Origin of the sequence: Paraburkholderia tropica (assembly GCF_014171495.1) — a bacterium.
GTDB lineage: Bacteria > Pseudomonadota > Gammaproteobacteria > Burkholderiales > Burkholderiaceae > Paraburkholderia > Paraburkholderia tropica.
The window spans coordinates 1,152,733-1,167,232 of record NZ_CP049134.1 but is presented as its reverse complement, the minus strand read 5'-3'; the positions used below and the strand labels follow the sequence as shown (position 1 = coordinate 1,167,232).

11 protein-coding genes are annotated in these 14,500 nt (G+C 65.1%); 5 read left to right on the top strand and 6 right to left on the bottom strand.

Annotated elements, in window-relative coordinates:
- Positions 1 to 2 precede the first annotated feature (2 nt).
- Both G5S35_RS05270 and G5S35_RS05265 read right to left on the bottom strand, forming a co-directional pair.
- Positions 3 to 800, bottom strand: a complete 798-nt coding sequence (locus G5S35_RS05270) for a 5'-methylthioadenosine/adenosylhomocysteine nucleosidase (RefSeq protein WP_074987440.1) — start codon at positions 798 to 800, stop codon at positions 3 to 5.
- 74 nt (positions 801 to 874) lie between these two features.
- Positions 875 to 3,253, bottom strand: coding sequence for a UvrD-helicase domain-containing protein (locus G5S35_RS05265; protein WP_074987441.1), 2,379 nt, complete (start codon positions 3,251 to 3,253; stop codon positions 875 to 877).
- A 354-nt stretch (positions 3,254 to 3,607) separates the two neighbouring features.
- On the opposite strand from G5S35_RS05265, the gene G5S35_RS05260 reads away from it, so the two are divergent.
- Both G5S35_RS05260 and galU read left to right on the top strand, forming a co-directional pair.
- Positions 3,608 to 6,475 carry a valine--tRNA ligase gene (locus G5S35_RS05260; protein WP_065065870.1) on the top strand — a complete coding sequence of 956 codons (2,868 nt, stop codon included), beginning with the start codon at positions 3,608 to 3,610 and terminating at the stop codon, positions 6,473 to 6,475.
- A gap of 65 nt (positions 6,476 to 6,540) precedes the next feature.
- Positions 6,541 to 7,422 (top strand): UTP--glucose-1-phosphate uridylyltransferase GalU, encoded by an 882-nt coding sequence (gene galU / locus G5S35_RS05255; RefSeq protein ID WP_065065871.1) that lies wholly within the window; start codon positions 6,541 to 6,543, stop codon positions 7,420 to 7,422.
- Between the two features lie 93 nt (positions 7,423 to 7,515).
- Here the strand turns inward: galU and G5S35_RS05250 are convergent, their stop codons facing one another.
- The 4 genes from G5S35_RS05250 to G5S35_RS05235 all read right to left on the bottom strand — a co-directional run bounded on the left by G5S35_RS05250 (position 7,516) and on the right by G5S35_RS05235 (position 10,951).
- Entirely contained in the window at positions 7,516 to 7,743 is a 228-nt protein-coding gene (locus tag G5S35_RS05250; RefSeq protein WP_027815106.1) for a sulfurtransferase TusA family protein, read from the bottom strand.
- 152 nt (positions 7,744 to 7,895) lie between these two features.
- Positions 7,896 to 8,951, bottom strand: coding sequence for a Gfo/Idh/MocA family oxidoreductase (locus G5S35_RS05245; protein ID WP_074987443.1), 1,056 nt, complete (start codon positions 8,949 to 8,951; stop codon positions 7,896 to 7,898).
- 100 nt (positions 8,952 to 9,051) lie between these two features.
- Positions 9,052 to 10,068, bottom strand: coding sequence for an inositol 2-dehydrogenase (iolG, locus tag G5S35_RS05240; protein ID WP_065065873.1), 1,017 nt, complete (start codon positions 10,066 to 10,068; stop codon positions 9,052 to 9,054).
- On the bottom strand, positions 10,061 to 10,951 hold the full coding sequence (locus G5S35_RS05235; RefSeq protein WP_074987445.1) for a MurR/RpiR family transcriptional regulator: 891 nt from the start codon (positions 10,949 to 10,951) through the stop codon (positions 10,061 to 10,063). Before G5S35_RS05235 ends, iolG begins: the two co-directional genes overlap by 8 nt.
- Before the next feature lie 270 nt (positions 10,952 to 11,221).
- Here G5S35_RS05235 and G5S35_RS05230 point away from each other — a divergent pair, with 270 nt between their 5' ends.
- The 3 genes from G5S35_RS05230 (at position 11,222) to G5S35_RS05220 (ending at position 14,469) form a co-directional block, all read left to right on the top strand.
- Positions 11,222 to 12,283: a sugar ABC transporter substrate-binding protein gene (locus G5S35_RS05230; RefSeq protein ID WP_074987446.1), complete on the top strand. Its 1,062-nt coding sequence runs from the start codon at positions 11,222 to 11,224 to the stop codon at positions 12,281 to 12,283.
- 142 nt (positions 12,284 to 12,425) lie between these two features.
- Positions 12,426 to 13,601, top strand: coding sequence for an ABC transporter permease (locus tag G5S35_RS05225; protein WP_065065876.1), 1,176 nt, complete (start codon positions 12,426 to 12,428; stop codon positions 13,599 to 13,601).
- A 13-nt stretch (positions 13,602 to 13,614) separates the two neighbouring features.
- Positions 13,615 to 14,469, top strand: a complete 855-nt coding sequence (locus G5S35_RS05220) for an ATP-binding cassette domain-containing protein (protein ID WP_221489721.1) — start codon at positions 13,615 to 13,617, stop codon at positions 14,467 to 14,469.
- The last annotated feature ends 31 nt before the right edge of the window (positions 14,470 to 14,500 follow it).

Sequence of the window (14,500 nt, the reverse complement as noted above, 5' to 3'; positions counted from 1 at the left end):
AATCAGCGCGCGACCGGGGTGTAGGCCGCGAGAAAACGCTTGAGAATGCCGGTCGAGTAGGTGCCGGCGATATCGGCGAGAAACGACGAAAACGACGTGCTCGCGTGTTCGTCGGCGGTGTCGGAGATGGTGCGCACGATCGCGCACGGCACGTCGTATTCGTGGCAGACCTGGGCGATCGCGGCGCCTTCCATTTCCACCGCCAGCGCGTCGGGCAGCAGCGCGCGCAACGCGCCCACGGCGGCGGCGCTCGCCACGAACTGATCGCCGCTGATCACGAGGCCGCGATGCACGCCCGGCCGCGCGTTCGCGAGGCGCGGCAGCGCGGCGCCGAACTGCGCCGACAGCGCGTCGCCCTCTTCCGCGATGAAGCGCTCGCACGCGGCGGCCAGCGCATCGGCGAGCGCGCGGTCGGCGTCGAAACGCGAGCGCGCGAGCAGCGGAATCTCGTGACGCGGAAACAGCGGCTCGGCGTTCATGTCGTGCTGGAGCAGCGTTTCGCCGACCACCACGTCGCCCACGTGCACGTTCTCGCCCACGCCGCCCGCCACGCCGGTAAACACGATCGCATCGACATCGAACGCGTGGATCAGCGCGCTCGTCGTGGCCGCCGCCGCCACCTTGCCGACGCGCGCCAGCGTGACGACGCACGGCGCGCCGTGCACGGTGCCGAGGTGGTAATCGCGCTTGCCGAAGGTGCGCGTGACGACGCCCGATTCGGCCTGCATGGCGGCGATCAGGTCGCCGAGTTCCTGGGGCAGCGCGGCGAGCACGCCGAGCGGACGGGAAGTGGTGTTCATCGTCGGAATCTTCCGGAAAAGGCGTGATGGGCGTGCGCCGTGGCACGCCCGTTTTTTACGCTTTGGCGTGTGCGTCAGTCGACGGCCTGGAGCTTGGCCACCGCCAGCGCGAGCCACTTCTCGCCGTGGCGCTTGAAGCGGACTTGCGCCTTGGCATCGGTGCCGCTGCCTTCGAGCGCGATGATCGCACCCTCGCCGAACTTGGTGTGGAACACGGCCTGACCGACGCGGAAACCCGACTCGGCGGCGCGCTGTTCGTTCGCGTAGGACGGCAGCGGCGTCTTGTCGGCCACGTAGGCGTCGCGATCGCGCGAGCCGCCACCATTGCCGCCGCTCCCATTTCCGCCGCGCGAGAACCAGTCGCGGCCCCAGCCCGCGTTATCCGAGCGGCCGCCCCAACGCGCGCCCGCCTCGACCTTCGGCGTGAGCCACTTGAGCGACTCCTGCGGCAGCTCGTCGAAGAAGCGCGAGCGCACGTTGTAGCGCGTCTGGCCGTGCAGCAGACGGCTCTGCGCGAACGAGATATACAGCCGCTCCTTCGCGCGCGTGATCGCCACGTACATCAGGCGGCGCTCTTCTTCCAGACCGTCGGCTTCCATCGCGCTGTTCTCGTGCGGGAACAGGCCCTCTTCGAGACCGGTGATGAACACCGCCGTGAATTCCAGGCCCTTCGCCGCGTGCACCGTCATCAGCTGAACGGCATCCTGGCCCGCCTGCGCCTGGTTGTCGCCCGCTTCGAGCGACGCGTGCGAGAGGAAGCCCGCGAGCGGCGTCATGACGTCGGGATTCTGCGCGGGATCGGTGATCGTGGCCGCGTCGAGCACTTCGATTTCGCCGTCCTGCGAGACCAGTTCCGGCGCCTTGCTCGCGCCCGGACGCAGCGGAATCGAGCGCGCCGGCGTGTCCATGCCGTAGCCCTCTTCGCTGACGAAGGCCGTGGCCGCCGTCACGAGTTCCTGCAAGTTCTCCAGCCGGTCCTGGCCTTCGCGCTCGTTCTGATAGAACTCGGCGAGACCGCTCATGCGCACCGTGTATTCGACGGTTTCCGGCAGGCTCATCTGCGCCGTTTCGGCGCGCATCTTCGCGACCAGATTGGCGAACGCGCCGAGGCTCGTGCCCGCCTTGCCCGTGACGTAGGGAATCGCCGCGGCCATCGAGCAGTTGTACAGACGCGCCGCGTCGGCCAGTTGCTCGATCGAGCGCGCGCCGATGCCGCGCGTCGGGAAGTTCACGACGCGCGCGAAGGCGGTGTCGTCGTTCGGATTGTCGATCAGGCGCAGATACGCGAGCGCGTGCTTCACTTCCTGACGCTCGAAGAAGCGCAGCCCGCCATACACCTTGTACGGCACGCCGGCGTTCACGAGCGTGTGCTCGATCGTGCGCGACTGCGCGTTGCTGCGATACAGAATCGCGATTTCGTGACGCGCAAGCCCCTGGTTGATGAGCGCGCGAATCTCTTCGACGATCCAGCCTGCTTCCTGCGAATCGGTGGCCGCCTCGTAGACGCGCACCGGCTCGCCGTGCCCCGCGTCGGTGCGCAGATTCTTGCCCAGACGCCGCGAGTTATGCGCGATCAGATGGTTCGCCGCATCGAGAATATGGCCGTGCGAGCGGTAGTTCTGCTCCAGCTTGATCAGATGCTTGACGCGGAATTCCTCTTCGAAGTCGCGCATGTTGCCGACGTTCGCGCCACGGAATGCGTAGATCGACTGGTCGTCGTCGCCGACCGCGAAGATCGCGTTGCCCGGGCCCGCGAGCAGCTTGAGCCACGCGTACTGGAGCTTGTTGGTGTCCTGGAACTCGTCGACGAGAATGTCGCGGAAACGGCTCTGGTAATGCGCGCGCAGCGGCGCGTTATACGACAGCAGTTCGTAGCAGCGCAGCAGCAGCTCGGCGAAATCGACCACGCCTTCGCGCTGGCACTGCTGGTCGTAGGCCTCGTACAGCTCGACGAACTTGCGGTTGAAGTCGTCGGTGACGTCGACGTCCTTCGGACGCAGACCCTGCTCCTTCGCGTTGTTGATGAAGTACTGGAGGTTCTTCGCCGGGTACTTCTCGTCGTCGATGTTCAGGCCCTTCATCAGACGCTTGATGGCCGACAGCTGGTCTGCCGTATCGAGGATCTGGAAGGTCTGCGGCAGGCCCGCGTCGCGATAATGCGCGCGCAGCATGCGATTGCAGAGACCGTGAAAGGTGCCGATCCACATGCCGCGCGTGTCGATCGGCATCATGGCCTGCAGACGGCTCATCATTTCGCGCGCGGCCTTGTTCGTGAAGGTCACGGCGAGAATGGTCATCGGCGAGGCGAGACCCTGCTGGATCAGCCACGCGATGCGCGTGATGAGCACGCGCGTCTTGCCGCTGCCCGCCCCGGCCAGAATGAGCGCCGGTTCGTTTGGCAGCGTGACGGCAGCGTGTTGTTCGGGGTTCAGATTCGCGAGCAGTTCGGGCATGGAATAGCGAGGAGTGAGGCGCGCGCGGGGCGGCGCAACGGGAAAGCCGGACGACATTATAAATCCCGCCCGCCTGCGCTGCCGTCCGTGGACCGGTGCGTCCATCCGGGTCGGAATCCGGGCCTGAACGGCGTGCCCGGGTGAATCGTCAAGGCGCGTCCGTCATGCCGCCCTTCGCGGCGTCCTTCGCGGCGCGCAACATGTGCGCAACGTGTTCGCAACGTGTTCGCAATACCCGCTCAACCGCGCCGCCGCCGCGTGCGCGCCATGCAAGCTCTCGACAGGACGGGGCGCGCGCGGCACTTCCCCTTATAATTGACCGTTTCCGCATCTCTTTTTCGGCAGATTCCACCCATGAGCGACAGCACGCTAGCGAAAAGCTTCGAGCCCCAGACCATCGAGGCCCAATGGGGCCCTGAGTGGGAGCGTCGAGGCTACGCGGCCGCAACCTTCGAGCCCGGCCGCAAGAACTTCTCGATCCAGTTGCCGCCGCCCAACGTCACCGGCACGCTGCACATGGGGCACGCGTTCAACCAGACGATCATGGACGGCCTCACGCGCTTTCACCGCATGCTCGGCGAAAACACGCTGTGGGTTCCCGGCACCGACCACGCGGGCATCGCCACGCAGATCGTGGTCGAGCGCCAGCTCGACGCGCAGAAAGTTTCGCGCCATGACCTCGGCCGCGAGAAGTTCGTCGAACGCGTGTGGGAATGGAAGCAGCAGTCGGGCTCGACCATCACCGGCCAGGTGCGCCGCCTCGGCGCGTCGATCGACTGGTCGCGCGAGTACTTCACGATGGACGACAAGATGTCGGCCGCCGTGCGCGACGTGTTCGTGCGCCTTTACGACCAGGGCCTGATCTACCGCGGCAAGCGCCTCGTGAACTGGGACCCGGTGCTGGGCACCGCCGTCTCCGACCTCGAAGTGGCGAGCGAAGAGGAAAACGGTCATCTGTGGCACATCCGCTATCCGCTCGCGGACGGCTCGGCCACGCTCACCGTCGCCACCACGCGTCCGGAAACCATGCTCGGCGACACGGCCGTGATGGTGCATCCGGAAGACGAGCGCTATGCGCACCTGATCGGCAAGATGGTCAAGCTGCCGCTGACCGACCGCGAAATCCCCGTGATCGCCGACGACTACGTCGACCGCGAATTCGGCACGGGCGTCGTGAAGGTCACGCCGGCGCACGACTTCAACGACTATCAGGTCGGCCAGCGTCACGGCCTGCCGATGATCGAGATCCTCACGCTCGAAGCGAAGATCAACGAGAACGCGCCGGAACAATACCGCGGCCTCGACCGTTTCGAGGCGCGCAAGCAGGTCGTCGCCGACCTCGAAGCGCTCGGCGCGCTCGAATCGGTGCAGCCGCACAAGCTGATGGTGCCGCGCGGCGACCGCACGGGCGTCGTGCTCGAACCGCTGCTCACCGACCAGTGGTTCGTGGCAATGACCAAGCCGGCGCCGGAAGGCACCTTCAACCCGGGCAAGTCGATCACCGAAACCGCGCTCGACGTGGTGCGCAACGGCCAGATCAAGTTCGTGCCGGAAAACTGGACGACCACGTACAACCAGTGGCTCGAAAACATCCAGGACTGGTGCATCTCGCGTCAGCTCTGGTGGGGCCATCAAATCCCGGCGTGGTACGGCGAAAACGGCGAAATCTTCGTCGCGAAGACCGAAGAAGACGCCCGCGCGCAGGCCGACGCCAAGGGTTACACCGGCGCGCTCAAGCGCGACGAAGACGTGCTCGACACGTGGTTCTCGTCGGCGCTGGTGCCGTTCTCGTCGCTCGGCTGGCCTGAAGAAACGCCCGAACTGAAGGCTTTCCTGCCCTCTTCGGTGCTGGTCACGGGCTTCGACATCATTTTCTTCTGGGTGGCGCGCATGGTCATGATGACCACGCACTTCACCGGTCAGGTGCCGTTCGAGACGGTCTACGTGCACGGTCTCGTGCGCGACGCCGAAGGCCAGAAGATGTCGAAGAGCAAGGGCAACACGCTCGACCCGATCGACATCGTCGACGGCATCGACCTGGAAACGCTGGTCGCCAAACGCACCACGGGCCTGATGAACCCGAAGCAGGCCGCCACCATCGAAAAGAAGACGCGCAAGGAATTCCCGGACGGCATCGCCGCCTACGGCACCGACGCGCTGCGCTTCACGATGGCATCCATGGCCACGCTCGGCCGCAACGTCAACTTCGACCTGGCGCGCTGCGAGGGCTACCGCAACTTCTGCAACAAGCTCTGGAACGCCACGCGTTTCGTGCTGATGAACTGCGAAGGGCACGACTGCGGCTTCTCGAAGCCGGGCGACTGCCAGCCGGGCGATTGCGGCCCGGGCGGCTACACGGACTTCTCGCAGGCCGACCGCTGGATCGTCTCGCAGCTCCAGCGCACCGAAGCCGAAGTCGCGAAGGGTTTCGCCGACTATCGCTTCGACAATGTGGCCAATGCCATTTACAAGTTCGTTTGGGATGAATACTGTGACTGGTATCTGGAACTGGCGAAAGTGCAGATCCAGACCGGTACGCCCGAGCAGCAGCGCGCCACGCGCCGCACGCTGCTGCGCGTGCTGGAAACCGTGCTGCGCCTCGCGCATCCGGTGATTCCGTTCATTACCGAAGCGCTGTGGCAGAAGGTTGCGCCGCTGACCGACGCGTACCCGAAGGACGCGAAGGAAGGCGAGGCATCGATCATGATGCAGCGCTACCCGCTCGCGGATTCGAAGAAGGTCGACGAAGCCGCGGAGCAATGGGCCGCCGACCTGAAGGCCGTGATCGACGCCTGCCGTAACCTGCGCGGCGAGATGAGCCTCTCGCCCGCGGTCAAGGTGCCGCTGCTGGCCACCGGCAACGCCGAACGCCTCGCCACGTTTGCGCCTTACGCGCAGGCGCTCGCGAAGCTTTCGGAGGTCCAGATCATCGCCGACGAGGCCGCGCTCGACGCCGCTTCGGCGGGCGCGCCGGTTGCTATCGTAGGAACGGACAAGCTCGTGCTGAAGGTGGAAATCGACGTCGCCGCGGAACGCGAGCGGCTCTCGAAGGAAATCGCACGACTGTCCAATGAAGTGACGAAGTGCAACGCGAAGCTCGGTAATGAAAGTTTTGTCGCAAAAGCTCCGCCTGCCGTGGTTGAACAGGAGCAGAAACGACTGGCAGAATTCCAGGCCACGCTCGGCAAGCTGACCGCGCAACTCGCGCGCCTGCCTGCCTGATTCGGCTAAGGTGACGGATGGCGGCGCGCGGGCGGCGTCATCCCACCACGACCAGGACCATAGACATGCTAAAAGTAACGAAAGCGGTATTCCCGGTGGCGGGCCTCGGCACGCGCTTCCTTCCGGCAACGAAGGCCAGCCCGAAGGAAATGCTGCCGGTCGTCGACAAGCCGCTGATCCAGTACGCGGTCGAGGAAGCCGTCGCGGCGGGCATCACCGAAATGATCTTCGTGACCGGGCGCAGCAAGCGCGCGATCGAGGACCATTTCGACAAGTCGTATGAGATCGAAGCCGAACTCGAAGCGCGCGGCAAGGAAAAGCTGCTCGAACTGGTTCGCAACATCAAGCCGAACAACGTCGACTGCTTCTACGTGCGCCAGCCGGAAGCGCTCGGTCTCGGTCACGCCGTGCTGTGCGCGGAAAAGCTCGTGGGCGACAACCCGTTCGCCGTGATTCTCGCGGACGACCTGCTGTACGGCACGCCGCCCGTCATGCAGCAGATGGTCGAAGTGTTCGACCACTACCATAGCTCGGTGCTGGGCGTGGAAGAAATCCCGCCCTCGGAAACGCGCTCGTACGGCATCGTCGACGGCAAGGAGTGGGAAGACTCGATCGTCAAGCTGTCGGGCATCGTCGAAAAGCCGGCGCCCGAAGTCGCGCCGTCGAACCTCGGCGTCGTGGGCCGCTACGTGCTCAAGCCGCGCATTTTCGACCACCTCCGCTCGATCAAGCCGGGCGCGGGCGGCGAACTGCAACTGACCGACGCCATCCAGTCGCTGCTCGCCGACGAGCAGGTGCTGGCGTACAAGTATCACGGCACGCGTTTCGACTGCGGCAGCAAGCTCGGCTACCTGAAGGCGACCGTGGAATTCGCGCTGCGTCACCCCGAAGTGGGCGACGACTTCGCCGAATACCTGCGCACGCGCAACCCGGTGCTCGAAGGCTGATGGAAGGCTGATCCGCTTTCCGCCAGACAGAAAAAAGCCCGCAATCTCGCGATTGCGGGCTTTTTTTATGCGCGTGAGCGGCGGCGCGCGAGTTTATCGCCGGCGCATCAGGAACACGAACGTCTTGTCCTGCTGCGTGCTCTCCACGATCTCGTTGCCGGTCTGCTTCGCGAACGCGGCGAAATCGCGCTGCGAGCCGGGATCGGTCGCGAGCACCTTGAGAATCTGGCCGCTTTCCATGTCGGCGAGCGCCTTCTTGGCGCGCAGGATCGGCAGCGGGCAGTTCAGCCCGCGTGCATCCACTTCCTTGTGAACCTGAATCTGCATCGGGGTGCTTCCTTCTGTGGCGCGCCGCCGAGGCTGCTCGCGGCGCTGGTGCTCTGCTTGACGTGACGTCAGATAGCGGCGATTTTACCGCAGCAGCGCCCTGCCCCGCTCGCCCATGAACGCACGGCGGATGCACCCCGCGCGAGTCAGAGCGTCACCGCCTGCCCCGTATGCAGCGATTCGCGCAGCGCACAGCCGATGCGCGTCGCCTCCAGCGCGTCCTCCAGCGACGCACCCTCGCCAGCATCGGCCGTGGCGCCGTTGAGTCGCGCGCGCACCGACGCCACGAACGCCTGCGCCTCGATCAGAAACGCTTCCTCGAAACGCTCGAAGAACGTCGGCGTGCATTCGCTGCGCATGCCGAGCGCGTCGTAGATCTCGACGCGGTTGCTGCGCGGCACACGACCGATCGCCAGCGCGCCCGCCGTGCCGATCACCTCGCTCGACGTGTCGTTGCCGTGCGCCATCGTGCGCGAGGCGTAGAACATCGCGAGCTTGCCGCCTTCGAATTCGCAGATCGCGACGCCGTTGTCGACGTCGCCGAAATCGCGCAGGCCGTCGTGCAGCGCGATCGCGCCCGCCGCATAGACGCGCGTGGCGCGCGGCTTGCCGAGCAGCCAGCGCGCGACGTCGATATCGTGCACCGTGCAGTCGAGAAAGATGCCGCCCGAGGTGGGCGCGAAACGCACGAAAAAACCATCGGGATCATTGAGATCGCAGTTCTGCGAGCGCACGAGAAACGGTTTGCCGATCTTGCCCGCGCGCACCTTCTCGAAGGCATCGTGATAGCTCGGGTCGAAACGGCGCATGAAGCCGATCATGACCTGCTGGCCCGCATGGCGGCGCGCCTCGTCGACCACGCGCTCGCATTCCGCGACGTCGAGCGAGAGCGGCTTTTCGCAGAATACGTGCTTGCCCGCGCGCAATGCGTCGACGATCTGCTGCGCATGCAGCGACGACGGCGTGACCAGCCAGACCGCGTCGATTTCGCTATCGGCGAGCAGTTGCGCGTAGTCGCCGTAGAGCCGCGTCGCGGGCAGCGTGTCGCGCGCCCATGCGAGGTCGTCGTCGAGCGGACTGCACGCCGCCGCCAGCACCGCGCCCGGCACACGGTACGCGAGATTGAGCGCATGCCGCCGCCCGAGCCGCCCCAGTCCCACCACGCCCACGCGCAACGGCCGGGCACGTTCGTTTGCCTGCATAGTCCGCCTCCAGAATACTATTTCGTCATCCTAGCTATTTGGGCGACGCCGCGAACCAATCGCGACGCCCCTCACACTGCATCGATGCTTCGTGAACGCGTCAAGCGCCCACTTTCACCACGCGTCCTTCGCGCCACGACAGCGCCGCCGCTTCCGCGAGTTCCAGCGCCTTGAGGCCGTCGGCGACCGTCGTGCGCACCGGTTTGCCCTGCGTGACCGCTTCGTGGAAGTGCGCCATTTCGCTCGCATACGCGGCGCGATAACGCTCGAGGAAAAACGCTTCGGGCACGTCCTGCGCGACCGAAGTCTTCGACCACGCCACCACTTCGGTCGGCTTCATGTTGCCGGCCTGCAGCATGCCCGCGCTGCCGAGCACCTCGAAGCGCTGGTCGTAGCCGTAGGCCGCGCGCCGCGCCGTATTGATCTGGCAAAGGCGGCCGCGCTTCGTGCGGATCGTCACGGCCGTCGCGTCGATATCGCCCGCTTCCGCGATGGCCGGATCGGAGAGGCAACTGCCCGTGGCGTGCACGGTGTCGGCTTCGTCGTCGAGAATCCAGCGGAAGATGTCGAAGTCGTGAATCAGCATGTCCTTGAAGATGCCGCCCGAATGCTTGATGTACTCCACGGGCGGCGCGCCCGGATCGCGGCTCGTCACCACCAGCATTTCCGGCGTGCCGATTTCGCCCGCGTCGAGGCGCTGCTTGAGCGCGGCGAAAGTCGGATCGTAGCGGCGCTGAAAGCCGATCATCGCGACCACGCCCGCGCGCGCCACGGCGTCGGCGCATTCGCGCGCGCGGCCAATCGCGAGATCGACGGGCTTTTCGCAAAAGATATGCTTGCCCGCCGCCGCCGACCGCATGATCAGCTCCGAGTGCGTATCGGTCGACGAGCAGATCACCGTCGCGCCGATCGACGCATCGCCGAACGCTTCGTCGATCCCGGCCACCTGCGCGCCGTGCTGTGCCGCGAGCGCCTGCGCCGCCTCGCGGTTCACGTCGATCACGTACTTCAGGCGCACGCCGGGCTGGCGCGCGAGATTCGCCGCGTGAATGCGGCCGATGCGTCCCGCGCCGAAAACCGCTACGTCCAGCGCCTGGCCTGCTGCTCCACTAGTCATCGTATCCTCCGGTGTCGGTCGATTCTTCTACGTTGAGTTCGAGCCGGTACGCAAGCGCCACGAACAGCGCCTGGCACAGACAAAACGTGCTGGTCAGCGAGCGGAACGCGAACGCGCTCCCCTCCTTCACATAGAGTTGCGCGTCCGCGTGACGCGCGAGTGGCGACAGCTGGCTGTCGGTGATCACGAGCGTCTTCGCCTGATGCTGCTGCGCCACGCGCAGGCAGTACTGCGTTTCCTTGCCGTACGGCGCGAAGCTGATGGCGATCACCACGTCGCCCTTCTTCACGCTGCGGATCTGCTCGTGATACATGCCGCCGAGCCCCGAAACGAGGTGCACGCGTTTGCGCGTGTGCTGCAGCGCGTAGACGATATAGCTCGCCACCGCGAACGAACGGCGCACGCCGATCACGTAGATGTTGTCGGCGTGTTCGAGCATGCGCACGGCGGCGTCGAACTGCGCGTCGTCGAGACCCGCTTCGAGTTCGTCCAGCCCGCTGCGGCACGCGCCGATAAACTCGCGCGCCACCGTGCCGCCGAGCGCCGGATCGGCCTTGCCGTCCTTCTCGTCGATCAGCTGGCGAATGCGCTGCTGATAGCTCGTGGGCGAGCCGCCCTGGCCCGCGTACGCCTGACGAAACACCGCCTGCAGATCGGAGAAACCCGAAAAGCCGAAGCGCTGCGCGAAGCGCACCACCGCCGAGGGATGCACGCCGCAGCTCGCGGCGATGTCGCTCGTGCGGTCCATCATCACGCTCGCGCGGTTCTGTTCGATGTAAGTCGCGACGTTCTTCAACTGTCGCGGCAGCGCTTCGTAGTCGTGTGCGATGCGCTGCATCAATTCGTCGACGCCCGCTACGGCGTCGCTTGTCTCGTCGGCCATGATCGTTTTTTCCCCTGGCTTGCCGCAGTGCCGCAAAACCCTTGCTGGGCGGGCGTTTGAGGGCAAGCCGACGGAGCCGATTATAGGCACGCGCGCTCATGAATGGAACAGATTTTCCATTTTTATTTGCAATGAAATTTCTGTTGCAACGGCTCGAACGATCGCCTAATCTTGTCCATGAGCAACGTGAAGCACGCATGCCGACGTGCACGGCGAACGCGCACCGCGCTCACCTCAAAAACGAACGACAGACCGAGAAAGGTGGAGACAATGACGCAACGCAAGGGCAAGACCATGCTCAGACGGTTGGCCGCGGCGCTCGCGCTGGCAGCGGGACTGGGCGGCTTGAGCGGATTGGGTGCGCAGACGGCGCAGGCCGCCGACGCGCACTTCGTGCTGATCAGCCACGCGCCGGATTCGGACTCGTGGTGGAACGTGATCAAGAACGCCATCAAGCAGGCCGACGAAGACTTCAACGTCGAGACCGACTACCGCAATCCGCCCAACGGCGACATCGCCGACATGGCGCGCCTGATCGAACAGGCGGCCGCGCGCAATTACGACGGCGTCATCACCACCATCGCCGACTTCGACGTGCTCAAAAGCTCCATCGGCAAGGTCACGGCCAAGAAGATTCCGCTCGTGACGATCAATTCCGGCACCGAGGAACAAAGCGCGCAACTGGGCGCGATCATGCACGTGGGCCAGCCCGAATACGTGGCGGGCCACGCCGCCGGCGAAAAGGCCAAGGCCGCAGGCGTGAAGTCGTTCCTGTGCGTGAACCACATCGCCACCAACACCGTGTCGTTCGACCGCTGCCGCGGCTTCGCGGAGGCCATCGGCGTCGACTACAAGACCTCGACGATCGACTCGGGCCAGGACCCGACGGAAATCCAGTCGAAGGTCAGCGCGTATCTGCGCAACCATCCGAACACGGGCGCGATCCTCACGCTCGGCCCGGTGCCGGCCGCCGCCACGCTCAAGGCGGTGCAGCAGATGGGCCTCGCGAACAAGATCTACTTCTGCACCTTCGACTTCTCGGACGACATCGCCAAGGCGATCCGCGCGGGCACGATCCAGTTCGCCATCGACCAGCAGCCGTATCTGCAGGGCTACATTCCCGTGGCCGTGCTGGCGATCGTGAAGAAGGACCACACGACCGATCCGGCGAAGATCCGCCAGATCCTCGAAGCGAATCCGAAGTTCAAGCAGCGCCTCGAAACCTACGGACTGCAACCGTCCTATGGCCCGAAGAACATCCGCTCGGGTCCGGGTTTCATCACCAAAGAGAATCTGGACAAGGTGGTGAAGTACGCGGGTCAGTACCGCTGATCCGTCACGTCATTTCGTCAGCCACGCGCGGCGGCGGTTCGCTACACGCGACACCGACTCGCCTCTCGCCAGCCTCGCCGCGCGTCATTCACCGGGCCAGTCACGCCATCACGGCACATAGGTCCGGGACACAGGAGACATCATGGGTGTAGCCGGCAAACACTTTCCCTCGCATGCACCGGACGACGCGCAAGATCCGCGGGCGCCCCAGCCCGCTCAGGCGAGCGCCTCGCATGGCGATGAACGCGTGCGCCGCGAATCGTGGTTCGGCCATCTGCTCGGCCGCCCCGAATTCGCCGCGATTTCCGGCACCGTGCTCGTATTCGCCGTGTTCGCGATCGGCGCGGGCGGCTCCGGCATGTTCGACCTCGACGGCGTGATGAACTGGTCGCAGGTCGCCGCATATTTAGGCATCCTTTCCGTTGGCGCGTGCCTGCTGATGATCGCGGGCGAGTTCGATCTTTCGATCGGCTCGATGATCGGCTTCGCGGGCATGATGGTGGCAATTCCCACCATGTATTTCCACTGGCCCATCGCGCTGTCGATCGTCTTCGCGTTCGTGGGCTGCACCGCGCTCGGCGCGCTCAACGGCTACCTCGTGATGCGCACGCGGCTGCCCTCGTTCATCGTCACGCTCGCGTTCCTGTTCATCCTGCGCGGCCTCACGCTCGCGCTCTCGATCATGTTCGCCGATCGCACCATCGTCTCGGGCGTGGGCGACGTCGCGAAAGCCGACTACGTGACCAACCTGCTCTTTCACGGCACCGCGTTCAAAGGCCTGTTCGTGGCGCTCGCGCATATCGGCATCGGCAAGATGCTCGACAGCGGCCAGCCGCTCGTGCCCGGCGTGCCGAAGGTCATTCTCTGGTGGTTCGCGCTCGTGATCGTCGGCGCATTCGTGCTGGCCAAGACGCGTTACGGCAACTGGATTCTCGCCGTGGGCGGCGACTCGAACGCCGCGAAGAACGTGGGCGTGCCGGTCAAGCGCGTCAAGATTTCGCTGTTCATGCTGACCGCGTTCTGCTCGTGCCTGTTCGCGGTGCTGCAGGTGTGCGATATCGGTTCGGCCGCCGCCGACCGCGGTCTGCAAAAGGAATTCGAAGCGATCATCGCCGCGGTCATCGGCGGCACGCTGCTCACGGGCGGTTACGGCTCGGTGATCGGCGCGGCGTTCGGCGCGTTGATCTTCGGTGTGGTGCAGATCGGCATTACCTACACGAACATCGATTCGGACTGGTTCCGCGTGTTCCTCGGCATGATGCTGCTGATCGCCGTGCTCTTCAATCACTACGTGCGCCGCCGCGTCGCGCAATCGTAACGGGAGGCTCACCATGTCCGAATCACAAGATTTCGCACAACCGGGTGCACAAAGCGCGCAAGCGGCGCAGGCCGCCGCGCCCGGCAGCGACACGATTCTCGCGCTCGAAAACGTCAGCAAGTACTTCGGCAAGGTCATCGCGCTCAACGGCGTCACGTTGCGCCTGAAGCGCGGCGAAGTGCACTGCCTGCTCGGCGACAACGGCGCGGGCAAGTCCACGCTCATCAAGACGCTCGCCGGCGTGCACGCGCCCACCGACGGTCAATACTTTGTCGACGGCAAGCCCGTGCGCTTCGAGTCGCCGAAAGACGCGCTCGACCTCGGCATCGCCACCGTGTATCAGGATCTCGCGCTGGTGCCGCTGCTTTCCGTTGCGCGCAACTTCTTCATGGGCCGCGAGCCGCAGAAAAAGCTGTTCGGTTTCATCAACGTGATGGATCTCGATTCGAGCGCGCAGATCGCCCGCGACCGGCTCTCGGAAATGGGCATCCACGTGCGCGATCCGCATCAGGCCATCGGCACGATGTCGGGCGGCGAACGCCAGTGTCTCGCGATCGCGCGCGCCATTCACTTCGGCGCCCGCGTGCTGATTCTCGACGAACCGACCGCCGCACTCGGCGTGAAGCAGAGCTTCAACGTGCTCAAGCTGATTCACGCGGCGCGCGCGAAAGGCATCTCGGTGATCTTCATCACGCACAACGTGCATCACGCCTACCCCATCGGCGACTCGTTCACGCTGCTCAATCGCGGCCGCTCGCTCGGCACCTACACGAAAGACACGATCAGCAAGAACGAAGTGCTCGACATGATGGCCGGCGGCGCCGAAATGCAGAAGATGATCGCCGAACTCGACGGCGCCACCATCTGAGCAGGCCCGCGTCCCGCACCGAACTCATCAG

Excerpts from the sequence above, each read along its gene's own strand:
- G5S35_RS05260 (WP_065065870.1), top strand. The coding sequence starts at position 3,608 with ATGAGCGACAGCACGCTAGCGAAAAGCTTCGAGCCCCAGACCATCGAG.
- galU (WP_065065871.1), top strand. The coding sequence starts at position 6,541 with ATGCTAAAAGTAACGAAAGCGGTATTCCCGGTGGCGGGCCTCGGCACG.
- iolG (WP_065065873.1), bottom strand. The coding sequence starts at position 10,068 with ATGACTAGTGGAGCAGCAGGCCAGGCGCTGGACGTAGCGGTTTTCGGC.
- G5S35_RS05225 (WP_065065876.1), top strand. The coding sequence starts at position 12,426 with ATGGGTGTAGCCGGCAAACACTTTCCCTCGCATGCACCGGACGACGCG.
- G5S35_RS05265 (WP_074987441.1), bottom strand. The coding sequence starts at position 3,253 with ATGCCCGAACTGCTCGCGAATCTGAACCCCGAACAACACGCTGCCGTC.
- G5S35_RS05270 (WP_074987440.1), bottom strand. The coding sequence starts at position 800 with ATGAACACCACTTCCCGTCCGCTCGGCGTGCTCGCCGCGCTGCCCCAG.
- G5S35_RS05235 (WP_074987445.1), bottom strand. The coding sequence starts at position 10,951 with ATGGCCGACGAGACAAGCGACGCCGTAGCGGGCGTCGACGAATTGATG.
- G5S35_RS05230 (WP_074987446.1), top strand. The coding sequence starts at position 11,222 with ATGACGCAACGCAAGGGCAAGACCATGCTCAGACGGTTGGCCGCGGCG.
- G5S35_RS05245 (WP_074987443.1), bottom strand. The coding sequence starts at position 8,951 with ATGCAGGCAAACGAACGTGCCCGGCCGTTGCGCGTGGGCGTGGTGGGA.
- G5S35_RS05220 (WP_221489721.1), top strand. The coding sequence starts at position 13,615 with ATGTCCGAATCACAAGATTTCGCACAACCGGGTGCACAAAGCGCGCAA.